Source organism: Rhodobacteraceae bacterium D3-12, from assembly GCA_025916135.1.
In the GTDB taxonomy this organism is placed as follows: domain Bacteria; phylum Pseudomonadota; class Alphaproteobacteria; order Rhodobacterales; family Rhodobacteraceae; genus JAKGBX01.
In genome coordinates, this window is record CP104793.1 from 3,759,794 (window position 1) to 3,784,448 (window position 24,655).

Here is a 24,655-nt window from a genome sequence, read left to right on the forward strand (position 1 = left end):
CATCTCCCTCAAACCGATTGGCAGACCCGCCCAGAAGAAGAGTTTCGCAAGCTCCACGACGCGGCGATCGAACAGCAAGAGTGGGTGATCGAAGGCAATTACAGCCGTTATTTTCCACAACGCCTTGGCCGTGCAACCGGGGTTATCCAGCTTGATGTCTCAATGCCCCGCAGCCTTGTTCGCTATGTGCGGCGCACCCTCTTTCAGTCGCACCGGATCGGCGGTTTGGATGGGGGCCGGGACAGCCTAAAATGGGTTATGATCCGCTATATTGTGTTTGACCCGAAACGCAGCCGCGAACACCGTTTCAAACGGTTTCAATCCTTGGCACTGCCCAAAGTCTCGCTCTCGTCTCAGCGCGCAATTTCGCAGGCCTATCAACGCTGGGGACCTTCCACGCCCGCACGAATAGCCACGCAATCGACCTACCGCCGCTTCACCCGTGGTTCGCCGCGCACGGCCTGCACCGGCCAGCGCGCAGCCAGCTCCGCCATCGCCGCGCGATCCGCGTCGCTCACAGGCCCGTCGGCCCAGGGCCGGAACCGCAGCCGGAACGCCTCCAGCACCAACCCCTCTCCCACATCTGCCACGGGATACCCAAACGCCGCCGCGTCCCGCGCAAAATCACTCGGTTTCGCATCGCCCAGCGGCCAAATGCTCAGCCCGCGCCGCGCCAGCCGCGCCCAATCGAACCTTGGCCCCGGATCAATCTTGCGGCCCGGCGCTATGTCGGAATGCCCGATCACGTGCTCAGCAGGGATGCCATGCCGTGCCATGATCGCGGCCAGCAACCCCTCCAGCGCAGCCATTTGCGGCTCGCCAAAGGGATGATCCCCGCGATTGGCCAGCTCGATCCCGATGGAATGGGTGTTCACGTCATCGCACGCGCCCCAGCGCCCTGCCCCCGCGTGCCACGCACGCTCGGACTCATCCACCATCTGCACGGTTTCACCAGTTTCCGAAATCAGGTAGTGCGCCGACACCTCGATCTCAGGATCGCACAACCGCTCCAATGCGGCCCCAGCGCTCTCCATCGCGGTATAGTGCAACACGATCAGACAGGGTGGCGCCCCTTCACGGCTGCCAAAGGCCGTGGTCGGGCGCTGGATTATCTCAGGCGAGGTCGCGCCCAAGCCAGATCACCCGTTCTTGGCTGCGCGAAACGGGCTGGGATCCCAAGTGCACGCATAGCCGTCACCATCCGGGTCAAGCCCAAGCCGGTCTTTCTGCGGTCCACCCTTGGCCAAAAACTCGCTCTGGGCCAGGTCAGGCGAAGGATATTTAGCGCAGTTGCGCTCATATTTTGCCTGAAGATTCATGCCAGTACGACGGTATTTGTTCGTGCCACGCGGGTGCGTGGTGTTCAGCGCATATTCCACGATGCTTGGCCCGGTCGAGCCGGTGCGCGTTGGCACGGCGGTGGGTTGAATCTGTTGATACTGCGCCTGTTGTTGGGCGCGCAAAGCGGCGTCAGCCTTGATCGAACGCTGAGCGCCAACGGCGTTAAAGTCGTTCTCGTTCGAAATACCGGCCGGGTTGCTCACCGTGGGGGGCGGCGGATTGGAAGGGCTGGCATCCAGCGGTTTTTGCCCTGAATTGGCGCGCGTTGCGGCAAGCACTGCCTGCGTGTCGCGCGCAAGCTCTGTTCCTTGAGCCGGGGGTGGCGTGCCTGCCGAGCCTGTTGCCGACAGGGGCGCTCCCGTTATGTTCGGAGCCGGCGGCACAACGGGGGTTTGCCCGCCTAACTGCGCTTCCCGAGCTGCCCTTTGTTGCTGATAAGTGTCGTAGTCTCCAAACCCGACCCCAGCGCCGCTATCGGGCACGCTCGTTTGACAGCCTGCAAGCACGGCAATCGCCGCCAAACCCAAGAAATACCGCATCACTCTGACGTCCTGCCTCGTTGTTTTAATGGCTTCTACCACCATTTTCCGGGTTTTTCCACAAATCCTGCCGCTCGCTCCAACGCTTCGGCGCAATTCAGCAAATCGCCCTCTTCCCATGGTCGCCCGATCAGTTGCAGCCCCAAAGGCAGACCCTTTGCGTCCAGCCCCGCAGGGACCGCGATCCCCGGCAACCCGGCAAGGTTCACTGTCACTGTGAACACGTCGTTCAGATACATGGCCACCGGATCAGCATCGCTCATCTCGCCAAGACCAAAGGCGGCACTTGGCGTGGCCGGAGTCAGGATTGCGTCGATACCTTGGGCAAAGACATCCTCGAAGTCTTTCTTGATCAGCGTGCGCACTTTACGAGCCCGGTTGTAATAGGCGTCATAGAAGCCAGCAGAGAGCACATATGTCCCCACCATCACCCGGCGCTGAACTTCGTGGCCGAACCCTTCGGCGCGGGTCTTTTCATACATCTCGGTGATGCCGTCACCCTGGGCCAGCTTGGCACGGTGGCCATAACGCACACCGTCATAACGGGCGAGGTTGGAAGACGCCTCTGCCGGCGCAATCACGTAATAAGCGGGCAGCGCATATTTCGTGTGCGGCAACGAGATATCAACGATTTCTGCCCCAGCACTGCGCAACATGTCGGCGCCCTTGGCCCACAATGCTTCAATCTCGGCTGGCATTCCGTCCATGCGATATTCTTTGGGCAATCCGATTTTCTTGCCCTTGATATCGCCGGTCAGCATCGCTTCGAAATTCGGCACAGCCAGATCCACGCTGGTGCTGTCCTTGGCGTCATGCCCGCACATAGTCTCCAGCATGATTGCGGCATCGCGCACGTTCTTGGTCATCGGTCCCGCCTGATCAAGGCTTGACGCGAACGCCACCACGCCCCAGCGCGAACAGCGACCGTAAGTCGGCTTGATCCCGGTGATCCCCGTGAATGCCGCGGGCTGGCGGATAGATCCGCCTGTATCGGTGCCTGTCGCAGCAAGACACAAGTCAGCTGCAACCGCGCTGGCCGAACCACCCGAGGAGCCACCCGGCGTCAGCGCCGTATCATCGTTGCCGCGCCGCCACGGGTTAACCGCATTGCCATAAACCGAGGTTTCGTTGGACGAGCCCATGGCGAATTCATCCATGTTGAGCTTGCCCAGCATAACCGAACCCGCATCAAACAGGTTTTGCGTAATGGTGCTTTCGTATTCCGGCTTGAATCCTTCAAGGATGCGACTTGCCGCCTGACTGGGAACACCCTTGGTGCAAAACAGGTCCTTGATCCCGAGCGGGATACCACACATCGCGGGCGCATCGCCCGCAGCAATCCGCGCATCGGCCGCTTTGGCCTGCTCCAACGCGATCTCCGGCGTGTGATGCACAAAGGCATTGAGCGCCCCGGCCCCCTCAACTGCGGCCAGACAATCTTGCGTTAGCTCAACACTGGTGACGTCTCCCGCGCGCAGTTTGTCACGCGCCTCGGCGATGGTCAGTTTGTTCAGATCGCCCATTACTCAACCACCTTCGGAACTGCGAAAAAGCCCTCGCGCGCGTCGGGCGCATTGCTCAGAACCTTGTTCTGCTGATCGCCGTCCGTCACCACATCTTCGCGCCGTTTAAGGCGCATCGGCGTGACCGAAACCATCGGCTCGACCCCGTCTACATCCACTTCATTCAACTGTTCTATGAAGCCCAGAACAGCGTTGAACTCTCCGGCCAGAGCGGGAAGAGCGTCTTCCTCAACCTTGATCCGTGCCAGTTTGGCCACCTTGGCGGCCGTATCCTTGTCGATCGACATGAGCGACTCCTGCAAATCCGTCGCCTTGGCTCTTAGCGCTCCTGCAAGCCACCTTCAAGGTTATGCACCATGGCCCGGCGCCACAAACCGCGAATTCATGCACCCTTGGTGCAACAGGATGCGGATGAACGCGGCCCACTGCTCGTTCTGTCTAATCCCTTGGCACGGCTGGCTCATCCCGTTATTCCCACTCCCAAAGGAGCCCGCCACATGAGCATGAATACATTCGGACACCTCTTCCGCGTCACCACATGGGGTGAAAGCCACGGCCCTGCGCTCGGCGCCACAGTCGATGGTTGCCCGCCCGGCGTGCCGCTGTCCGAAGACATGTTGCAACATTGGCTCGACAAACGACGCCCCGGTCAGAACAAGAACACCACTCAGCGACAGGAGGCAGATGCGGTCAAAATCCTTTCTGGCGTGTTCGAGGGCATGACCACCGGCACTCCGATCCAGTTGATGATTGAAAACACGGACCAGCGCAGCAAAGATTACGGCGAGATCGCCCAAACCTTTCGCCCCGGCCATGCCGACATCACCTATCACCTGAAATACGGTCTGCGGGATTATCGCGGTGGCGGACGCAGTTCGGCTCGCGAGACCGCTGCCCGTGTCGCCGCCGGTGGCGTGGCACGTGAAGTGATCAAAGCGTTGGTGCCGGGCCTTGAAATCAAAGGCTATATGACCCGCATGGGTGATATGGAGATCGACCGCGACGCCTTTGACTGGGACGCGATCGACACCAACCCCTTTTGGATTCCCCAAGGGGCCGACATTGCCCAAAAGTGGGAGGACTACCTCACTGATATCCGCAAAGCCAAGGACTCGGTCGGCGGCGCGGTTGAGGTTGTCGCTCGCGGCGCCCCTGCCGGGCTTGGCGCACCGGTTTACGCCAAACTCGACACCGATCTCGCCGCAGCGATGATGTCGATCAACGCGGTCAAAGGCGTTGAGATCGGCGAAGGCATGGCCGCCGCTGGCCTCAAGGGCACGCAAAACGCTGATGAAATTTTCATGGGAAATGACGGTCAGCCCGTTTTCTCGTCAAACCACGCCGGTGGCATCCTTGGCGGTATTTCGTCCGGTCAGGACATCGTTGTGCGCTTCGCCGTGAAGCCGACGTCTTCAATCCTCACCCCGCGCCAGTCGATCCGCCTTGATGGCTCGGCGACCGAGGTGATCACCAAGGGCCGGCATGATCCTTGCGTTGGCATCCGCGCCGTGCCCGTGGGCGAAGCGATGATGGCTTGCGTGATCCTCGATCATATATTGTTGCATCGCGGGCAAGTGGGCGAAAATCGCGGCAAAATCGGCTGATATGCTCGCCATCCTGTCAATCACCTTCCCGATCTATGCCGCCGTGGCTTTGGGTTATTTTTCTGTGCGCAAAGGGGTTTTTAAACCTGACCACATGCCGGTTTTCGGCGGCTATGTGATGAACATCGCTCTGCCCGCGCTTTTGTTTAACGCAGTGGCAAGCCGCAATGTCAGCGAAGTGTTCAATCTCACCTATATGGCGGTGTTTCTTGTCGGCGGCCTAATGACCATCGCATTGGCCTGGGTCTGGTTCACCGCAATGGGCTACAGCCCTTCGCGGCGCGCGGTGGCCATAATGGGCACCACCTGCCCGAATTCGGGCTTCATCGGCTACCCGGTGTTACTCCTGACCTTCCCTGCTCTGGCAGGGCAAGTGCTCGCTCTCAATATGTTGGTGGAGAACTTTGTTCTCATCCCGATCTGCCTTGCCATGATGGAAGCCACAAAAGCTGGCCAAGACGGGCATACACTGCGCAAGATCGCCCGCATCCTTGCCGGCTTTTTTCGCCGTCCAATGGTGATCGGCCTCATTGCAGGGCTGATCGTTTCACTCTCCGGGTTTGCTCTTCCCGACCCTGTGACGCGCTTCCTTTCGATGCTGGCGGCCTCTGCCTCGGCGCTTGCGCTCTTCGTTATCGGCGGCTCGCTTGTGGGTCTGCCGTTTCGTGGCAACAGGTCTGTGGCAGGACAGATCGTTCTGGGCAAACTCGTCTTACACCCTGCGATGGTGGCCGTTGCGATGGTGCTTGTCTCTCTCGTCGGTCTTGCTCCGCTCAGCCATGAGCTACGCATTGCCGTGATCATCTCCGCCGCGATCCCGATGTTCTCGATCTATGCTCTCTTCGCCCAAGAGCTGAACCACGAAGGCATGGCATCAATCGCCCTGATCACTGCGACATCTGCGGCGTTCATCACGCTCAATCTGTTGCTGCTCTACCTGCTCTAAGGCTTGATCTGTGCTTGCTTGGAAAGCTGCACAGCAAGGATACCAGCCGCAACAATCGCCACCCCGATCACGTCCAACGCGCCCAGCTCCTCTCCCAAAAACACCGCAGCAACCGCCACGCCGAAAAACGGATTGAGAAAGTGAAATGTTGCCGCCTTCACCGCCCCGATGTCGTTGACCAGCGTAAACCAAACCCACGTCGCCATCAGCCCCGGCACCAGTGTGGTATAAACGAACGCCACCACCAGCTGCCAAGACCACGTCACGCTGATCGTTTCGGTGAAAGCGGACACAACGGCAAGACATGCCGCGCCAACGAACATTTGCAACCCGACGATCATCATCACATTGCCACCCGAAGACGCCCCGCGCACCGATAAGGTTGCCACCGCCAAAGCGGTCGCGCCAACAAGACACAGAACCAATCCGGTTACATCCAATCCACCTTCCAGCCGTCCGCCCATGATGATCGCAACGCCAACAAACCCTGCAATCAGCCCGAGCATCGCGACCGGATGCAATTTGTCGCGAAACACAATCCACCCAAGCAGCGCTACAATCAAAGGCATCGTCGACGCGATGATCGACGCCAACCCGGCCTCGATCCATTGCATCGCGACAAAGTTAAGCCCGAGGTAAAGCGCGTTTTGGCAAATCCCGAAAACGATCGTCGCGCGCCATTGTCCCGGTGTAAGCCGAAAGCTCTGCCGCAGCGCCAGTGCAATTGCGACCCCAATCAGGCCCGAAATAAAAAACCTGAGCGAGAGCGAAGCGACCGGCGGCGCATAGGCCACGATCACGCGGGCGGATGTAAAGGCCGACGACCACATGAAGGCAAACACCACCCCCATCAATATTACCCGTAACTTCATGCGCTCCTCACCCCGGCCCGAAAAATGAAAAGGGCCGCCCTCTGGGCGACCCTTTCCGAAACTCGTGCAAGATGCAAGATCAGCCGTTAACGCTGTCTTTCAGAGCCTTGGCAATGGTCATCTTGACCACTTTATCCGCTTCTTTCTTGATCTGCTCACCCGTAGCAGGGTTGCGAACCATACGCTCAGGGCGTTCGCGGCAATAAATTTTGCCAACACCCGGCAGGGTCACTGCACCACCGCCGGAAACTTCGCGGGTGATGATTGCCACAACAGCGTCCAGTGCGCCTGCGGCTGATTTCTTATCGCTGCCCATTTCTTCTGCCAGTGCGGCCACAAGCTGGGTTTTGGTCATTGGTTTTGCCATTTTAGGTCTCCTTCACTTGCCCGAACACTAGGGCCTCATTGCCGTCATATAACGGGATATAGCAGATGAACACAACGAATAGTGGGTCTTTGCAAGCGAAAACAAGCATTTTGTGGCTGTTTTTGCAGTGTCAGAGGAACGCTGTTTCGTTGAAGCTACGTAATTTCCGCGAATGTAGCCGTTCAAGCGGCATATCACGCAGCGACTCCATAGCGCGAATCCCTATCATCAAATGCCGCTCAACTTGTGTTTTATAGAAATCCGAGGCCATGCCCGGTAGTTTCAATTCGCCATGCAATGGCTTGTCAGACACGCACAGCAAAGTGCCATAAGGCACCCGAAAACGGAACCCGTTTGCCGCAATCGTTGCGCTCTCCATATCCAGCGCAATCGCCCTGCTTTGGCTTAAGCGTTGCACAGGCCCCTCATTCTCACGCAGTTCCCAATTGCGGTTATCAAGACTGGCGACTGTCCCCGTCCGCATAATCCGCTTCAGGTCATATCCCTCTAATTGCGTCTCTACAGCCACAGCGTTTTCCAAAGCGATCTGTATCTCCGCCAACGCGGGCACCGGCACCCAAACCGGCAGATCATCGTCCAACACCTTGTCTTCACGCAGATACGCATGTGCCAACACGAAATCACCCAGAGATTGCGAGTTTCTCAGCCCCGCACAATGTCCAACCATAACCCAGGCATGCGGGCGCAGCACCGCAATGTGATCCGTCGCCGTTTTGGCGTTCGACGGCCCAACCCCGATATTGACAAGTGTGATCCCTGACCCGTCCGGGCGCTTCAAATGATAGGTCGGCATTTGCGGCAATTTGTGTGGCATGATCAACGACGCATCTGCCTCGGTGATCTCGGCGTTTCCCGTTGCGACAAAACTGGTGTAGCCGCTTTTTGGATCCCCCAGAACCTGACGCGCATAGGTCTCGAACTCGTTCACATAGAACTGATAGTTGGTAAAGAGCACATGGTTCTGAAAATGCTCTGGGTCCGTTGCTGTATAATGCGACAAACGCGCCAGCGAGTAATCCACGCGTTGTGCTGTAAAGGGCGCAAGCGGCATCTCTCCGCCCGGCCCCGGCTGAAACGTGCCGTTCACGATATCATCGTTCGTTGTGCTCAACTCTGGCACGTCGAAGTGATCTCTCAGGGTAAAGGCAGAGGCACCCTGCTGTGGCACTGCGATCGTCGGATCACCCGACACCGCAAAATGCACAGGAATCGGCGTGTCCGACAGCCCGATTTCCACCGGCACGCCATGGTTCTCGATCAAAAGTCCGATTTGTTGGCGCAGATAATTCGCAAAAAGCCGCGGTCGCGTAATGGTTGCAACATGAACACCCGGTTCCGGCACATGGCCAAAACTCAGCCGACTGTCGATCTTGGCAAAGCTGGTGGTCGCGATCCGTATTTGCGGATAACAGGCGCGCGCACGTCTGCTCGGCGCCTCACCTTCCATCGCCTTTGAAAATTCGCGGCATAGGAACTGCACGGCGGCGTCATAAAGCTCACAAAGCCTTTCCACAGCCGCTTTCGGGTCGTCAAACCGCGCCGCCGGCATCAAATCCGGCCCCAGAAAGTCTCCATGCTCCATGTCCATTTCGCGCGTCCTTTCGGGCGCCACCGCGCCAACCTGACTCAAATCTGAGCCACGTTGACACGGCTCTGTGCGGCTTTCAAGCTATCCCAAACCACCCAAGGGAAGACCGCACCATGGATTATGAAACCGTCGACGCCGCCGATTTCGGCGCGAGCCTGCGCGGTCTTGGCATCAATATTCTCTGCCACGACCTGCGCGCCACGGCTCGTTTCCTCGAACAGGTCTTCGATATGCAGGCTCATCGTCTGTCCGATGACTTTGCCATCATGACTTATGGCAGCGCAGTGTTTCAGCTTCACCAAGACACCACTTACACCAAAAACCCGCTGCTGAACCTGCTCCCTGAAAACCCTCCCCGCGGCGCAGGGGTCGAAATCCGGCTATATGATACAGACCCGGATATCGCCGCCGCCCGCGCCGAAAGCGCCGGTGGTACACTCTTGCAACCCGCAACAGACAAACCCCACGGCCTTCGCGAAGCCTATATCCTTGATCCTGACGGGTATGCGTGGGTGCCTTCTCGGCCGTTATGACTTTCCCCTGTTTCTTTCCTGGAAAAAATAACCAATTCTGTCCCTGACAAACGAAACCACCCTCCGCCACCAGGCATCGCGCCAGCCGCACACTGAATAAAAGCGCGCGGTAGCACCCATTTGAATCACGCCGCCCCAGACGTCGCAAACGAACAAGACAGGGCGCAAACTCCCATGGTCGGTTGACCGCATACGACAAAGGACCAAAGCTCATGACCGTCACCTCCCTGCGCCCGAATATGGATCACTGGCAAGAGCGTGTTGATCTCGCCGCTGCCTTCCGCTGGACAGAGCGGCTCAACATGCATGAGGGCGTCGCCAATCACTTTAGCCTTGCGATCAATGACGACGGCACACGGTTCCTGATGAACCCCAACCAAATGCATTTTGCCCGCATCCGCGCGTCGGATTTGCTCGAAATTGATGCCAACAACCCGGAAACCCTTACTGGTCCGAACGCCCCCGATCCAACGGCTTGGGGATTACACGGCGCTTTGCATCGCCACTGTCCTCATGCCCGCTGCGCCATGCACGTGCATTCCATTCATGCCACCGTGCTCGCCTCGCTGGCGGACAGCACCTTGCCGCCAATCGACCAGAATTGCGCAACCTTCTACAACCGCGTCGTGATTGATGAACACTACGGCGGCCTCGCATTCGAAGAAGAAGGCGAACGCTGCGCCGCGCTCTTTTCCGACCCCTCAAAGAAGGTCATGGTGATGGGCAATCATGGCATCATGATCATTGGCGCCACGGTCGCGGAAACCTTCAATCGCCTCTATTATTTCGAGCGCGCCGCAGAAACCTATATCCGCGCGTTGCAAACCGGCCGCGAGCTGCGCATTTTGCCCGATGAAATCGCCGAAAAAACAGCGCGTGAGCTCGAAGCATACCCAGAGCAAGACGCCCGGCACCTCAGCGAATTAAAAGCGATCCTTGATGAAGAAGGCTCAACCTACGCGTCCTGAGCAATCCATGCCCATTCTCACACCGACAAAGGACTCGCAATGCACTTCGCACTGACCGACGAACAGCAAATGATCGTCGACACCACCCGCAGTTTCGTCGAAAAGGAACTCTACCCGCACGAGGCCGAGGTCGAGCAGAGCGGCCATCTTTCGATGGATGTCATCCGCACGGTGCAGGCCAAGGCCATGGACGCTGGCCTTTACGCCGCCAACATGCCCGAAGATGTGGGGGGCGCGGGGCTCGATACCCTTTCATGGCTACTCTATGAAAAAGAACTCGGACGCGCCAATTACGCGTTACACTGGACCTGTGTTGCAAGGCCCTCCAACATCCTGCTTGCGGGCACGCCGGAACAACGCGAGAAATACCTCGCGCCCTGTATTCGAGGCGAAACCTGGGATTGCCTTGCCATGACCGAACCCGGCGCCGGCTCGGATTTGCGCGGGATGAAAGCCACAGCCAGAAAAGATGGTGACGATTTCATCCTCAATGGCACCAAGCATTTTATATCGCACGCCGATATTGCCGGGTTTTCCATCGTTTTTATGGCCACCGGCGAAGAGGACACACCGCGCGGCCCAAAGAAGCTGATCACAGCTTTCTTTGTCGACAAAGGCACGCCCGGATTCAGGGTCCGCGACGGCTATCGCAACGTCAGTCACCGTGGATATACCAATTCGGTGCTTGAATTCGACGATTGCCGCTTGCCCGCCTCTGCGGTTCTGGGAGAAGTCCACCAAGGGTTTCAGGTCGCCAATGACTGGCTCGGCGCGACCCGCTTGCAAGTGGCCGCAACCAGCCTCGGGCGCGCTGAGCGCGCTTTGGAACACGCCATTTCCTATGCCGCTGAACGCCGCCAATTCGGCCAACAGATTGGCAAGTTCCAAGGCGTCAGCTTCAAACTGGCCGACATGGCGATGGAGCTGAAAGCCGCCAATCTTCTGACGTGGGAGGCCGCTTGGAAATTCGATCAAGGCACCGTGACCGAGGCCGACATGTCGATGGCGAAACTGAAAGCAACCGAAGTTTTGGCCATGATCGCCGATGAAGCCATCCAGATTCATGGCGGTATGGGGCTGATGGATGAATTGCCCCTCGAACGCATCTGGCGCGATGCGCGGGTCGAACGTATCTGGGAGGGCACGTCGGAAATTCAACGCCACATCATAAGCCGCGAACTTCTTCGCCCGCACGGGGCGTGACGCGCACCATGTCAGAGACCTCTCGTGGACTGACACGCTTTCTTAGGCCGCGCTCTATCGCCGTGATCGGCGGTGGCGCATGGTGCCACGCGGTTGTTCTGCAATCGCAAAAAATGGGGTTCTCGGGCCCGATTTGGCCGGTTCACCCCAAGGCCGACAAGATCGCAGGCATGTCTGCCTACGCAGATATCCAAGACTTACCAGGCCCGCCCGATGCGGTGTTCATTGGCGTCAATCGCACCGCAACAATCGACGCCGTGACCCGGCTTGCCAGTTTTGGCGCAGGCGGCGCCGTCTGCTTTGCCTCCGGCTTTTCCGAAGCCTCGGCAGAAGACGAAAGCGGTGCGAGCCTGCAAGAGCAACTCGTTCGGGCCGCTGGCGACATGCCCATTCTCGGCCCCAATTGCTATGGCTTCATCAATGCACTTGATGGCGCTCTGCTCTGGCCTGACCAACACGGCTGTAAACGGGTCGAGCAGGGCGTGGCCATCCTCACCCAAAGCTCGAACATCGCTCTAAACCTCACCATGCAGCGCCGCGCCCTGCCGTTGGCTTATACCGTGTCTTGCGGGAACATGGCCCAAACCACGCAGGCCCAAATCGCCATTGGGTTGCTTGACGACCCTCGTGTGACGGCCATCGGCCTGCATATCGAAGGTTTCTCCGATCTGCGCGCTTGGGAGGCTCTTGCGCACAAGGCACATAGCAGAGGCGTCCCACTTATCGCCCTCAAAGTAGGCCGTTCAGATCAGGCACGCGCGGCCACGGTCTCTCATACCGCGTCCCTTGCGGGCGGTGACGCCGGAGCACAGGCGTTTCTGAACCGGCTGGGCATACCGCGCCTGCCTGACTTGCCCAGCTTCCTCGAAACTCTGAAACTCCTGCATGTCACGGGCAAATTGCCCTCTAACAGGCTCGCCTCAGTTAGCTGCTCAGGTGGTGAAGCGAGCCTCATGGCAGATATCGCGTCGGGCTTTGACGTTAGCTTTCCGCCGCTTAACGACCGGCAACGCCGCGATCTGCGTGCCGCGCTTGGCCCCAAGGTCTCCCTCGCCAATCCGCTCGACTATCACACCTATATCTGGCGCGACACACAGGCCATGACGCGGACCTTTGCCGCAATCACCGACCCTTCGATCGCGCTGACTGCGCTTGTGGTCGATTACCCTCATACCGATGCCTCCGACTGGCGCTGTGTGACCGATGCGGCGATTGGGGTACGCGCGCAAACCGGAACCCCGGTGGCCGTTGCGGCCACACTGGGCGAATTGCTGCCCGAAGACACCGCGCAGGAACTGCTAAATGGCGGCGTCATCCCGATGCACGGCCTAACAGAAACGCTTCAGGCCGCCGAAGCCGCTTCCAAACAATATGTAATATGTGAAGAGCCCGTGCTTCTGCCCGGCCCCGAACGCCAAGCAACACTCCTTTCCGAGGCCGATGCCAAGACCGCGCTCGCCGCACATGGCCTTCCCATCCCGCGCCACACCCTCGCCCCAAGCCGCGAGACTGTCGCACAAGCGGCGGAAAAGCTGTCGTCGCCGCTTGTCCTCAAAGGAATGGGACTTGCCCATAAATCCGAAGCCGGCGCAGTGGTGCTTAATCTTACACCTGACACAATTGAAAACGCGGCCGAGACCGTGCCGGGCAACAGCTTCCTCATAGAAGAAATGGTCGAACACGGCATCGCCGAACTGTTGGTCGGCATCACCCGCGACCCGGCACATGGTTTCACCCTCACGCTTGCCGCCGGCGGCGTCCTGACCGAGCTCATGGCCGATAGCACGTCTCTGTTGGTGCCCTCACCGCGCGAAGCCGTTTACGAGGCGCTAGCTAAGCTGCGCATATGGCCGCTTTTGTCCGGTTTTCGCGGCAAACCCCCGGTGAACATCGACGCCGTTCTTGACGCGGTCATGGCGATACAATCCTATGTCATCAGCAATGCCGCGACAGTTGAAGAAGTCGAAATCAACCCGCTGATCTGCACCAAAGAAACCGCCATCGCCGCCGATGCGCTGATCCGAAAGGCCCCCTGATGAGCAACCCTATCAAAACCCGCCGCGAAGGCGCGATCCTCGAAGTCACGCTCGACCGTCCCAAGGCGAACGCGATCGACCTCGCCACCAGCCGCATCATGGGCGAGGTGTTTGCTGATTTCCGCGATGACCCCGATCTTCGCGTGGCCATTATCACCGGCGCGGGCGAAAAGTTCTTTTGCCCCGGCTGGGATTTGAAAGGCGCCGCCGATGGCGATGCGGTTGACGGTGACTACGGTGTTGGCGGGTTCGGTGGCCTTCAAGAGCTGCGCGATCTCAACAAACCTGTGATTGCTGCGGTGAACGGCATTTGCTGTGGTGGCGGACTTGAATGGGCTCTTTCGGCGGACATAATACTTGCCGCAGATCACGCCACCTTCGCCCTGCCCGAAATCCGCTCTGGCACCGTGGCTGATGCCGCATCGGTCAAGCTTCCCAAACGCATTCCTTATCACATTGCAATGGAACTGCTTTTGACCGGACGTTGGTTTGATGCCGAAGAAGCCGAATCCTGGGGGCTAGTCAATCACATTCATCCCGGTGCTGACCTGATGAAGCAGGCATGGGATTTGGCCCACCTGCTCGCCTCTGGCCCTCCGCTCGTCTATGCCGCAATCAAAGAGATCGTGCGCAGCGCCGAAGACGCGACGTTCCAAGACACGATGAACCGCATAACCAAGCGCCAATTGCCAACGGTAGACCGGCTCTATGCTTCAGAAGATCAACTAGAAGGTGCGCGCGCATTTTCAGAGAAGCGCGATCCTGTCTGGAAAGGGAAATAGTCGGTTTGTCCCAACACCCGACATTTGATGCGCCCCGTGATTCTCTCAGGTGATTAAAGTTAGGCGGGTCGCAGTATGCCGACGCGCAAGATACCGCCGATCAACGCAGTGTTTTTGTCGTCTGCCCCGGCTCCATGCCAACATCTAGTAGTTTTCTGCCGTTTTGCGGTTGCAGCATCGTAAAGCTTGCTTAAAACCCATGCAAAGTCGTAAGCTCGGTCAACGTTTTGGTAACAAGAAATTTTTACAATCCATGGTTAGTGGTTGCGACCAACATTGGTCGTGAACTCGTAAACATTTAGAGTGTCGGTTAATTGGGATTGCGCGGAGGCGGTATGTTTTTTTATGAGATGGTCACGACCCTGACCAGAACGCAAAAGCGCTACATTTTTCAAGCGATCGACGCGCTCATGGTTCCTTTGGCGTTGTTCCTTGCGGTCATGCTGAACGCGTCTGTTACTTTGTCCTGGTCGTTGGCAATCGCATTGGCACCGCTCTGTGCGATAATTGTGGTGATCGCGGCAATTGCCTCTCACATGCTCGGCCTCACCCGGATCAAGCTTAATGCCTATGAGTTTCAGGGTATTTTACGCACCAGCGTGTTCGCCGTTATCCTTGGTCTGTCTGGATTGCTGCTTAACGTTGCTTTTGGCAAACCCGCGACAATCGAGACGTTCCTGATTTTCACGATGACGATCCTGATCATGGGCGTTGCGGGGCGCATGTCGATGCGGCAGTTTTTGCTATACATCTATCGCAGCGGCTCTGACCGGATGCGCGTGCTTGTCTATGGGGCGGGTCAGACCGGCCAACAGCTTGCAGCGGCGCTGCGCACCGATGACGCGGTTCAACTGGTTGCCTTCATTGACGACAATCCGACGTTGCAATCGCTCGTCGTATCCGGCCTTCCGGTGTATTCCCCGACCAAGGTCAAAGAGCTTGTCGAGCGCGAAGCCATTGACCGTGTTGTTCTTGCCATGCCTTCGTCTTCGCAAACAATTCAGGCGCGTATTGCACACAAGCTGCGCCAATTGGGCTGCGAGGTGCATTCGCTCCCCTCCTTCGCGACACTGGTCAGCGAAGGAGAGCTAGGCACCCGCGTCGCGCCAGTCTCGCTCAGCGATCTGCTTGGCCGCTCACGCCTTGAAAATGAACTGCCTTCGGTCTCTGATACCTATTCAGGCCGCCGTCTGCTGATTACCGGGGCCGGTGGCTCGATCGGGTCGGAATTGTGCCGGCAGCTGATTTCCTGTCACCCCGAGCGCATCGTGCTGCTCGATCATTCCGAATTGGCGCTCTACAATATTGCCAAGGAGCTCTCCGAGCTGGCGGCGAACACCCATATCGAACCGGTGCTGGGCTCGGTCTGCAATCGCGAGCTGGTGGATCAGGTCTTGGCGGACCATGACATTGATGTTGTTTTGCACGCTGCTGCCTACAAGCATCTGTCGCTGGTCGAAACGAATGTTATCGCCGGGATCGAGAACAATGTTTTCGGCACCAAAACTGTCGCCGATGCGGCCCGCGCGGCCGATGTTGACCGGTTTATTCTGGTGTCCTCAGACAAGGCCGTGCGTCCGACCAATGTTATGGGCGCGTCCAAGCGCCTTGCCGAACTTATTGTGCAGGATTTCTCGACCCGCTCGGACAAGACCCTGTTTTCCATGGTGCGCTTCGGAAACGTTCTCGGCTCTTCCGGCTCGGTCATTCCGCTGTTTGAAGAACAAATCGCGCGTGGCGGTCCCGTGACACTCACCCATGGCGAGGTCACCCGCTATTTCATGACCATTTCCGAAGCTGCGCGCCTTGTGTTGCTGGCTGGCTCTTTTGCCCGTGGTGGCGATCTGTTCGTGCTCGACATGGGTGATCCGGTGCCGATCCATAAGCTCGCCCGCCAAATGATCGAAGGCGCAGGCCTGACCGTCATGGACGAAGAGAAACCCGATGGCGATATAGAGATCGTCGAAATCGGTCTGCGGCCGGGTGAAAAACTGCACGAAGAGTTGCTGATTTCGCCTGACATGCTGACAACGCCACATCAGAAAATCATGCGTGCCCAAGAGAACTTCCTCTCTGAGCTTGAGGTCGCCAATGCGCTGAAAGACCTGCGATTGGCGATCAGCGCCCGCGATTCGAACGCCATTCGCGCGGTCATTGCCCGCTGGGTCGAGCGGTACGAGGTGACACCGCAAGACGACGAATTGCAGATCAGCTAGACCCTGTTCGAAATCTCGATCAAATTGCCATCCGGGTCGCGGAGATACAGTGATCGTATCGGCCCTTGTGCGCCGCTGCGATTGACCGGGCCAAGCTCCACCTCGACATTGGCTGCCGCGAAATGCGCCATCCACTCTTCCAATGGCCCTGCGCTCAGAAAGCACAGATCAGCCGACCCCGCCGTGGCCAAAGCGGCCTTGGGTTCAAACTCGGCTCCGGCTTGGTGAAGATTGATTTTCTGTGCCGCAAAGCTGAGCGCCCAGCGCTCGCTGCCATCTGCCGGGTAAAACCGCTCGGAGCGCATCCCCAAAACATCGGTATAAAACTTCAAGCTCGCTTTCAGGTCTGCGACCGTGAGAACAAGATGATCGAGGCTTTCAACCTGCAACTTAGCTTGCCTCATTGCGCCAACGCTCTCTTCTTTCTAAGGTCCACGCCATGCAGAATGACAGCCCCCAATCCCATAGTCAAAATGACAGCCTCGACCCGGCCCGCGCCAGCGCATTGCAAGTCACTTTGGGGGCTGAGGCCAGCATCACCAATGGCTCCCCGTTGCCGCCATTTTTTGAACAGCTTTATTTCTGGGAAACCCGCCCCTCAAGCGAGCTTGGCCGCGACGGCCATCCACGCACCGGCCTTGGGTTGATCCCCGATATGGGCTTGCCCCGACGCATGTGGGCGGGCGGGCGGCTTGCGTTTCAAGCCCCGCTTTTGGCCGGTCGCCCGGCCGAAAAACGCAGCTTTGTCGAGGCGGCAACGCACAAACAGGGCCAAAGCGGGCCATTGGCTTTCGTCACTCTGCGCCACGAATTTCATCAAGATGGCCGCCTGTGCCGCACCGAATGGCGCGATCTTGTCTATCGCGAGGCACCCGGCCCCTGACCAAGCAACTCCCGTGCCGCCAACCGCCCCCACGGACGAGGAAACCCGCCGCGAAGTCAGCTTCGACAGCACCACCCTGTTTCGCTATTCCGCGCTGACGTTCAATGGCCACCGCATTCATTATGACCTCGATTACACCCGCAATGTCGAAGGGTATGGCGGGTTGATTGTGCATGGCCCGCTGCTGGCCCAGAGCCTAATGCTACTGTCCGAGGAAGAGTTGGGACCGCTCAAAGGCTTTTCCTTCCGCGCGACCTCACCCTTGTTTCATTTCGAGACTGGCACGCTTTGCCGCAAGGGCAAATCGCTTTGGGTGCGGGGCCCGGACGGGCGACAATGTATGCAGGCCGAAGCCGACATTTAGACAACGTCAGAGCGACGCGTCGGGGCGGAACCCTTCGGGGATTTCGTCGCGCCCCTCCAACACCAGATCGGCCATGACCCGTGCGATACCGGGGGCCATGCCAAATCCGATCTTGAAACCGCCATTGGCGATGAATTGGCCGTCGAACAAGGGGTGTGCGCCCAAGATTGGCGCACGGCTCTTGGCACGCGGGCGCACCCCGGCCCAGCGCTCTTTGACCTTGGCATTTCTTAAAATGGGCATCGCGGCAAACGCCTTATGCAACACCTCATCAAGTTGCTCATCGGTGGTGTCCGGCGCATCATAGTCGCGCTCGGATGTCGACCCGACAGCCACCGTCCCGTCGTCGTGCGGCACTATGTGCACGCCATTGGCAAAGACCTGCGGCAAGGCGCGCGCGTCATAGTCAAGCACCGCGCCCTGCCCCTTGACGCCATTACCGACCATCCGGCCAAGTGCGTCGCTGATCCGGGTCAAATCCCAAACGCCTGCGGCCCAGATCACACGCCCGGCGTCATCGGCTTCGCGGACGATCTCACCGCCTTTGGCAACAATCGCGGCGGCCAACGCTTCGGCAGCCGCGCGTGGGTGCATCCTCGCGCTTAACGTGTCATGGACAAACCACCCGGTGGGGCTAAGCGGTGCCCAATCGCCGAATTTCTCGCCATCCACCACCTGCCAGCGCGCAAGATTGCCCCACAGCTTTTTCGCTGTGACCTCCCTTGCGCGGGCAAGATCACAGGCGCGCTCATCCATCAATGGCTGCACCCTCCCCATGCGAGCGTAGCCCGCTGAAAGCCCCCCTCGCCCTCGACATCGGCCCAGAACCGCGCCGCTGACAGCAAGCTTTCAAGCTGAAACGCTTTCTTGTCGTTCCAGTTTTCGGGCACATGCGGTGCCAATGCGCCGACCACACCGCCCGAGGCGCCTGCGCCCACGCCATACGGGTCAACCACCCGCACACTCGCGCCTCGTCGCAAGCACTCCCAAGCGATTGAAAGCCCGATAATTCCGGCCCCGCGGATCGTTACATCAACCATTGCCAAAGCCCGCGCCCCTCTGCATTGTCGCGTGGTTGGCGGAGAGACTTGCCCGCCCACATCAACGCTCTTACGGGATCACACGGACATGAGCCAGCAGGCAGACATCGAATGGCGTGACGGTTTGGTGCCGGTCTCGACCCGCTTTGATGATCCGTATTTCAGCCTTGATAACGGCCTTGCGGAAACCACCTATGTCTTTCTCGATGGCAATGACCTTCCCGCGCGATTCTGCGACGGGTTTCACATCGGCGAACTCGGCTTTGGCACCGGTCTTAATCTTCTGGCCGCGCTGCACCTGTGGCGCAAAAACGGCCAGACGGGCCGCCTGCATTTCACCAGTTTTGAGGCTTTTCCGATGGCTGGCGATGACATGATCGCGGCCCAAGCAGCGTTTCCCATGCTTTCCGAGATCAGCGCAGAGCTCGCGCCGTATTGGCAAGCCGGATCAACGGCATTCGACCTCCCCGACCTCTGCTTCAACCTCATCACTGGCGACGCCCGTGAAACGCTGCCGAACTGGCCCGGCAAAGCCGATGCATGGTTCCTTGACGGGTTCTCTCCGGCCAAAAACCCCGAGCTTTGGGAACCAGCCCTAATGGCGATGGTTGCCGAGCATACGGCACCGAGCGGCACCGCCGCCACCTATACCGCCGCCGGCTTCGTGCGTCGGGGGCTGACCGATGCGGGCTTTGATGTTCAAAGACGCGCCGGGTTCGGCCGCAAACGACACATGACAATCGCGACATTCGAAGGCAGCCCTTGAGATGAGCCAGCAAAACACCCGCCTCGGCATCCTCCTGATGGTTGCCACCACATTCGTTTTCGCCATGCAGGACGGTATCTCGCGGCATCTGGCCGGGGAATACAACGTGATGATGGTGGTGATGATCCGCTATTGGTTCTTTGCGGCGTTTGTTGTGGCCGTGGCCGGTCGCAAGGCGGGTGGCGTTATGGCTGCCGCTGCCACGGCTCAGCCCGTCGTCCAGATTTTTCGTGGCGCGCTTCTGGCGCTTGAAATTTGCGTGATGGTGCTGGCCTTCACCCTGCTCGGATTGGTGGAAAGCCACGCGGTGTTCATTTGCTATCCTTTGCTTGTCGCGGCCCTTTCCGGTCCGATTTTGGGCGAGCATGTGGGCTGGCGGCGGTGGGCGGCGATCGGGGTCGGATTTATCGGCGTGCTGATCATTTTGCAGCCGGGTTTCGGGGTGTTTTCCCCCTATGCTCTTGTGCCGCTCGCCTCGGCGTTGATGTTTGCGCTTTACGGTCTGCTGACCCGCTATGTGGCGCGGCGCGATTCTGCGGCGACCTCGTTCTTTTGGACCGGCGTTGTGGGGGCGGTTGTGCTCACGCCTTTGGGCCTTTGGTCATGGGAGCCGATGACCACCTCCGATTGGGGCTGGATGAGCGTACTTTGTGTCACCGGGGCGTTCGGCCACTGGCTCTTGATCCGGGTTTACGAAGTGGCCGAAGCCAGCGCAGTTCAGCCTTTTGCCTATTTGCAACTGGTGTTCGGCGCGGCCATCGGCGTCACCGTCTTTTCCGAAGACATCCCGCTCAACGTGTTGATCGGCGCGGGGATCATCGTCGCGGCCGGGCTATTCACCCTCTGGCGCGAGCGGCAGAACGCTTGAACCGAGAAGCTCTTTGCTGAACGGTTGCGGCAATGGCGGCTTGCCCAAACGCGCCCGGTAGACCGGCATCGACTCGGCCACGCGCATCACATAGTTCCGGGTTTCATTGAACGGGATATGTTCGATCCAGTCGATCATATCGATGTCGCCAGCCAGCGGGTTGCCATAGCGTTTCATCCAACGCACCGGGCGGCCCGGCCCGGCGTTGTAACCGGCGGCAACCATGATGACATTGCCATCAAACTGCGCCGCAAGAGTCGCGAGATATGCGCTGCCCAACTTGGCATTATAACGCCAGTCGTTCAGAACCGCCGCCGGATCGTGATCCACTTTCAACTCGCGCGCCACCTGCCGCGCCGTTGCTGGCATCAACTGCATCAGCCCCTGCGCCCCGGCGCCTGACACCACCACCGGGTCGAACTCGCTCTCGCGCCGGGCAATGGCCAGCGCCATCTCCTTGCTGACCGGCAGATCCATCTTGTGCAACGGATGCAGCGCATAATAGGGCCCCGGCAAAACGATGCTTTTGCTCGCCGCGAACTTGCCCAGCATCACGCCCAGATGCGGTGCTCCAAGGTCTTCGACCATGTTGCCCAGTTGGCCCAAGCCCTTGCGATCCAGCCCCTCGGCCATGTGCAGCATGAATTGCTCGGCCAGCGTCAGCCGGTTCATCGCCACGGCCAGCGCAATCACCTGCGCCAGATCGCTCTTGGCAAAGTCGGCCTCCTGCCACGCCGGAAAATACTCGGCCCCTTTCAAGGCAACATCCGGCGCAATCCCGGCCCGCTCGGCAGCCAACAAACCATAAAAGCTGGTCTGCTGTTTGGCCCCTTCGGCCCAAGCCGCCTTGGCCTTGTCCATCTGGCCAAGCGCCGCCTGCGCCTCGCCCAGCCAGTATCCCGCACGACCCAGTGAAATCGGTGTCCAGACCGCCTCGCGAAACAGCTCGAAATGCGCCAGCGCCAGCGCCGGATCATTCAGCTTGCGCAGAGCAAGATAGCCCGACAACCATTCCAGATCAGAAAAGGACGAGCCTTCGACCAGCCCGTGATTGGTGGCGATCCTATAGGCCAGCTTGGCATTGCCTTCGCGCATCATTCGCCGGGCAAGATTGCGCCGCCACCCGGCCCAGCGCGCCGGTTCACCCAGCGTACCGGCCTCGGAGCGTTCATAGAGCAACTGGATCGCTTCGCCGGTGCGTCCCTTGCCCAACCGCCACAGAAACCGCTCATAGGCGAGGCCCGGATCATCTTTGAGCGCGTCCGGCACCGCATCGACGAGCGCGTCCACATTCTTGGCCCCGTTGCTCAGACCCAAGCGCGCCTTGGCAAGAGCCTGATGGCCCTCGCTCACCAGCGGCAGCATCAACTGCACATCGCTCGACAGCCCGCGCCAGAGCGCCATGTCCAAACGGGCCTCGTGATGCGGCTTTAACAGCTTGCCGTGCCGTTCAATGAAAAACGCATGATCCTGCGCCGTCAGATCAAAGCTGCGCCACGCCAAGACGATCTCGGCCTCGGCTTCGCCCTGTTCCCCCGCCTGCAAAAGCGCCTCGGCAAAGAGTAGCGCGCCTTGGCCGGTCTGTGGCGGCGTCTCGCGGAAGAGAGCGATCATCTTGTCCCTTGGCAAGCTGCTCAACGGCTTTTCGCTGCGTTTGCGCAACAGCTTGAGCCCCGGCCAATGCCCGTAGGCATCAAGGAACGCGACGATTTCATCGCCCGACCCGCGCCCGGCCCGAAGCCGATACCATTCAATCAATGTCTCTGCCGCGGGTCCGTCGCGCCGTGCCAGCAACGCCGCTCGTTCCCAATCGCCGCGGTTCATCGCATGGATTGCGCTCGCCAATGGGCGCGGCGCCTGCTCGCGCAGGGATTGCGCGGCCAGTGGGCCGCTCAACACGCATAAAATCAAGGCTGCGATTCGCAACATCTCTTGCATTTCCCTCGGCAACGCCGGATAGACACCCCCAGCATAGCGCCCATGCACCTGCCTTCAATTCACAAACTTGGCAGGATGCGATTTGCCCGCTAGGGTCCGGCGCTGAAACCTATCCAAGGGCCACCCCAGTGCCCACGACAACAAGAGGAGCGTTGCCATGTTCAAAGGGTCCATTCCTGCCCTGGTCACGCCGTTCAAGAACGGCGAACTTGATCTGGAGACGCTGGAGAAGCTGGTCGAGTGGCACATTGGCGAAGGCAGCACCGGGTTCGTACCCGTCGGCACCACCGGTGAAAGCCCAACGCTGAGCCACACCGAGCATGACGCTGTGGTCAACACCGTGATCAAAGCCGCCGCAGGCCGTGTGCCGGTTATCGCTGGCGCAGGCAGCAACAACACGCTGGAATCTATCCGCCTTGCCCAAGCGGCCGAGACGTCGGGAGCCGATGCCATCCTCGTGGTGACGCCCTATTACAACAAGCCCACGCAACGCGGGTTGATTGCGCATTTCACGGCCGTGCATGATTGCTGCAACCTGCCGATCATCATTTACAATATCCCCGGTCGTTCGATCGTGGATATGACGCCGGAAACCATGGGTGAACTGGCAAAACTGCCCCGTATTGCGGGCGTCAAGGACGCGACAGGCGATCTGTCTCGCGTGCCGCAACAGCGGATCACCTGTGGCCCGGATTTCATCCAGCTGTCGGGCGAGGACGCCACAGCACTTGGCTTTAACGCGCATGGTGGGATTGGGTGTATTTCTGTCACGGCCAACGTCGCACCCCGGCTCTGTGCCGAGTTTCAGGAGGCCACGCTGGCCGGCGATTACACCAAGGCTCTGGAGTATCTCGACCGGCTGATGCCCCTGCATCTCGCAATTTTCGCCGAGCCGGGATTGGCCGGGGCGAAATACGGGATGTCCAAACTGGGGCTTTGCGCCGAAGATGTGCGCTTGCCGCTCACCTGTGTTTCGGACGACACGCGCAACAAGATCGACGCGGCCATGCGCCACGCAGGTTTGCTGAACTAGGTATAGGCAGGGTGCGTGATTGCACGCACCTTCGCCAATCTAAATACCGATTTCGATAATCGCCTTGGCCAGAACGGGAATCGTTTTCTCGTTCAGCCCGGCGATGTTCATGCGACTGTCGCCGATCATGTAAATCCCATGCTCAACGCGCAGCCGCTCGACCAGTTCGGGCGTGGTGCCAAGCCGCGAAAACATACCGCGGTGCTGCGCAAGGAAGCAGAAACGGTCAGAGCCAGAGAGCTTTTGAAGCTCTCCCGCCAACTGTTCGCGCAGGCGCAACATGCCAAGGCGGGTTGCTTCCAACTCCGCCTCCCACATCGTGCGCAAGGCCGGGTCGGTCAGGATCATGGTCACCACCCGCGCGCCGTGATCAGGTGGAAAGGAATAGTTCTGGCGGTTGAGAAAGCTCAGGTTTTCCTGCGCCACGGCCACCTTTGAGCGGTCTGCGCACACTGCCATCAACAGGCCCGTGCGCTCTCGATAGACACCGAAGTTCTTGGAACAGCTCGCCGCGATCAACACCTCGGGGCAAGAAGAGGCCACCAGCCGGGTCGCCGCCGCGTCCTCATCAAGACCATCCCCAAAGCCCTGATAAGCAAGGTCGATCATCGGCAAAGCGCCCTTGGCGTTCAGCACCTCGATCACCTCCTGCCATTCGGTCAGGTTTAGGTTCGCGCCGGTCGGATTATGACAACAGCCATGCAACAGCACCACGTCGCCCGCCCGAAGCCCTTGCAGGTCTTCGATCATCCCCGCGAAATCAATCGCCCGCGTTTCGCTATCGAAATAGCGATAGGCGACTGTTTCGATCTCAAGATAATCAAGGATACTGAGGTGGTTGGGCCATGTTGGGTCGCTGACGAACACCCGCGCATCGGGGTTGGCCATTTTGATCAGTTCGAACGCCTGACGACAGGCGCCGGTGCCCCCCGGTGTGGCGGCGGCGGCGACCTGATCACGCGCCACGGCGTCGGCCAGCACAAGGTCGATCATCGCGTCGTGATAGGCCGGATCGCCAAGCAGGCCGACATAGGATTTGCTCTCTTGCGTGTCCCAAAGCTGTTTCTCGGCGGCCTTGACCGCATGCATCACCGGGGTGACGCCATCGGCGTTTTTATAGACGCCGACGCCAAGGTCGATTTTGCCGTCGCGCGGATCGTCGCGAAACATATGCATCAGCTGCATAATCTTGTCGACGGGTTGCGCGGTCAGCTTGTCAAACAT

At 59.3% G+C, this 24,655-nt stretch carries 21 protein-coding genes and 2 pseudogenes; 12 read left to right on the top strand and 11 right to left on the bottom strand.

Translation table 11 applies throughout. The annotated features are described in order from the left end of the window. Positions 1-425: 425 nt before the first annotated feature. The 4 genes from N4R57_18560 to gatC are packed head-to-tail and all read right to left on the bottom strand — an operon-like array spanning position 426 to position 3,690. The gene (locus N4R57_18560; protein ID UYV36950.1) at positions 426-1,133 is read right to left on the bottom strand and encodes an N-acetylmuramoyl-L-alanine amidase; all 708 of its coding nucleotides are present in this window, start codon (positions 1,131-1,133) and stop codon (positions 426-428) included. A gap of 6 nt (positions 1,134-1,139) precedes the next feature. Further along, positions 1,140-1,880 carry a hypothetical protein gene (locus N4R57_18565; protein ID UYV36951.1) on the bottom strand — a complete coding sequence of 247 codons (741 nt, stop codon included), beginning with the start codon at positions 1,878-1,880 and terminating at the stop codon, positions 1,140-1,142. A gap of 35 nt (positions 1,881-1,915) precedes the next feature. Further along, on the bottom strand, positions 1,916-3,403 hold the full coding sequence (gene gatA / locus N4R57_18570; GenBank protein ID UYV36952.1) for an Asp-tRNA(Asn)/Glu-tRNA(Gln) amidotransferase subunit GatA: 1,488 nt from the start codon (positions 3,401-3,403) through the stop codon (positions 1,916-1,918). Then, on the bottom strand, positions 3,403-3,690 hold the full coding sequence (gene gatC, locus N4R57_18575; GenBank protein ID UYV36953.1) for an Asp-tRNA(Asn)/Glu-tRNA(Gln) amidotransferase subunit GatC: 288 nt from the start codon (positions 3,688-3,690) through the stop codon (positions 3,403-3,405). The genes gatA and gatC overlap by 1 nt, the downstream gene beginning before the upstream one ends. 210 nt (positions 3,691-3,900) lie before the next feature. On the opposite strand from gatC, the gene aroC reads away from it, so the two are divergent. Together aroC and N4R57_18585 are read left to right on the top strand one after the other, a co-directional pair. After that, positions 3,901-5,007 carry a chorismate synthase gene (gene aroC / locus N4R57_18580; GenBank protein UYV36954.1) on the top strand — a complete coding sequence of 369 codons (1,107 nt, stop codon included), beginning with the start codon at positions 3,901-3,903 and terminating at the stop codon, positions 5,005-5,007. Position 5,008: 1 nt separating this feature from the next. Next, positions 5,009-5,953 (top strand): AEC family transporter, encoded by a 945-nt coding sequence (locus N4R57_18585; protein ID UYV36955.1) that lies wholly within the window; start codon positions 5,009-5,011, stop codon positions 5,951-5,953. Here N4R57_18585 and N4R57_18590 read toward each other — a convergent pair. The 3 genes from N4R57_18590 to N4R57_18600 form a co-directional block, all read right to left on the bottom strand. Continuing rightward, positions 5,950-6,825 (bottom strand): DMT family transporter, encoded by an 876-nt coding sequence (locus N4R57_18590; GenBank protein UYV36956.1) that lies wholly within the window; start codon positions 6,823-6,825, stop codon positions 5,950-5,952. The genes N4R57_18585 and N4R57_18590 overlap by 4 nt on opposite strands. A gap of 79 nt (positions 6,826-6,904) precedes the next feature. Then, a complete protein-coding gene (locus N4R57_18595; GenBank protein UYV36957.1) occupies positions 6,905-7,192 on the bottom strand; it encodes an HU family DNA-binding protein in 288 nt (95 codons plus the stop codon). Between the two features lie 130 nt (positions 7,193-7,322). Beyond that, the gene (locus N4R57_18600; GenBank protein ID UYV36958.1) at positions 7,323-8,801 is read right to left on the bottom strand and encodes an AMP nucleosidase; all 1,479 of its coding nucleotides are present in this window, start codon (positions 8,799-8,801) and stop codon (positions 7,323-7,325) included. Positions 8,802-8,914: 113 nt separating this feature from the next. Between N4R57_18600 and N4R57_18605 the strand changes: the two genes are divergently transcribed. The 6 genes from N4R57_18605 (at position 8,915) to N4R57_18630 (ending at position 16,539) form a co-directional block, all read left to right on the top strand. Further along, complete coding sequence (locus tag N4R57_18605) at positions 8,915-9,334, top strand: VOC family protein (GenBank protein UYV36959.1); 420 nt, start codon at positions 8,915-8,917, stop codon at positions 9,332-9,334. 212 nt (positions 9,335-9,546) lie between these two features. Beyond that, the gene (locus tag N4R57_18610; GenBank protein UYV36960.1) at positions 9,547-10,302 is read left to right on the top strand and encodes a class II aldolase and adducin N-terminal domain-containing protein; all 756 of its coding nucleotides are present in this window, start codon (positions 9,547-9,549) and stop codon (positions 10,300-10,302) included. 39 nt (positions 10,303-10,341) lie between these two features. Then, a complete protein-coding gene (locus N4R57_18615; GenBank protein ID UYV36961.1) occupies positions 10,342-11,505 on the top strand; it encodes an acyl-CoA dehydrogenase family protein in 1,164 nt (387 codons plus the stop codon). Between the two features lie 8 nt (positions 11,506-11,513). Next, the gene (locus tag N4R57_18620) at positions 11,514-13,541 is read left to right on the top strand and encodes an acetate--CoA ligase family protein (GenBank protein ID UYV36962.1); all 2,028 of its coding nucleotides are present in this window, start codon (positions 11,514-11,516) and stop codon (positions 13,539-13,541) included. After that, positions 13,541-14,323, top strand: coding sequence for a carnitinyl-CoA dehydratase (locus N4R57_18625; GenBank protein ID UYV36963.1), 783 nt, complete (start codon positions 13,541-13,543; stop codon positions 14,321-14,323). Before N4R57_18620 ends, N4R57_18625 begins: the two co-directional genes overlap by 1 nt. Positions 14,324-14,658: 335 nt before the next feature. Then, positions 14,659-16,539: a polysaccharide biosynthesis protein gene (locus tag N4R57_18630; protein ID UYV36964.1), complete on the top strand. Its 1,881-nt coding sequence runs from the start codon at positions 14,659-14,661 to the stop codon at positions 16,537-16,539. Here N4R57_18630 and N4R57_18635 read toward each other — a convergent pair. Next, the gene (locus N4R57_18635; protein ID UYV36965.1) at positions 16,536-16,943 is read right to left on the bottom strand and encodes a VOC family protein; all 408 of its coding nucleotides are present in this window, start codon (positions 16,941-16,943) and stop codon (positions 16,536-16,538) included. The two genes, N4R57_18630 and N4R57_18635, sit on opposite strands and share 4 nt — an antisense overlap. 35 nt (positions 16,944-16,978) lie before the next feature. Here N4R57_18635 and N4R57_18640 point away from each other — a divergent pair. After that, a pseudogene (locus N4R57_18640) lies at positions 16,979-17,786 on the top strand (acyl dehydratase). A 6-nt stretch (positions 17,787-17,792) separates the two neighbouring features. Here N4R57_18640 and N4R57_18645 read toward each other — a convergent pair. After that, a pseudogene (locus N4R57_18645) lies at positions 17,793-18,832 on the bottom strand (FAD-binding oxidoreductase). A gap of 82 nt (positions 18,833-18,914) precedes the next feature. Between N4R57_18645 and mnmD the strand changes: the two are divergent. Further along, positions 18,915-19,592, top strand: a complete 678-nt coding sequence (gene mnmD, locus N4R57_18650; protein ID UYV36966.1) for a tRNA (5-methylaminomethyl-2-thiouridine)(34)-methyltransferase MnmD — start codon at positions 18,915-18,917, stop codon at positions 19,590-19,592. A 1-nt stretch (position 19,593) separates the two neighbouring features. Next, positions 19,594-20,460, top strand: coding sequence for a DMT family transporter (locus N4R57_18655; protein ID UYV36967.1), 867 nt, complete (start codon positions 19,594-19,596; stop codon positions 20,458-20,460). Here N4R57_18655 and N4R57_18660 read toward each other — a convergent pair. Then, positions 20,425-22,389, bottom strand: a complete 1,965-nt coding sequence (locus tag N4R57_18660; GenBank protein UYV36968.1) for a lytic transglycosylase domain-containing protein — start codon at positions 22,387-22,389, stop codon at positions 20,425-20,427. The two genes, N4R57_18655 and N4R57_18660, sit on opposite strands and share 36 nt — an antisense overlap. 166 nt (positions 22,390-22,555) lie before the next feature. Here N4R57_18660 and dapA point away from each other — a divergent pair, with 166 nt between their 5' ends. Further along, positions 22,556-23,431 carry a 4-hydroxy-tetrahydrodipicolinate synthase gene (gene dapA / locus N4R57_18665; GenBank protein ID UYV36969.1) on the top strand — a complete coding sequence of 292 codons (876 nt, stop codon included), beginning with the start codon at positions 22,556-22,558 and terminating at the stop codon, positions 23,429-23,431. Positions 23,432-23,470: 39 nt separating this feature from the next. On the opposite strand, the gene N4R57_18670 is transcribed toward dapA, so the two are convergent. Continuing rightward, the gene (locus N4R57_18670; protein UYV36970.1) at positions 23,471-24,655 is read right to left on the bottom strand and encodes an aspartate/tyrosine/aromatic aminotransferase; all 1,185 of its coding nucleotides are present in this window, start codon (positions 24,653-24,655) and stop codon (positions 23,471-23,473) included.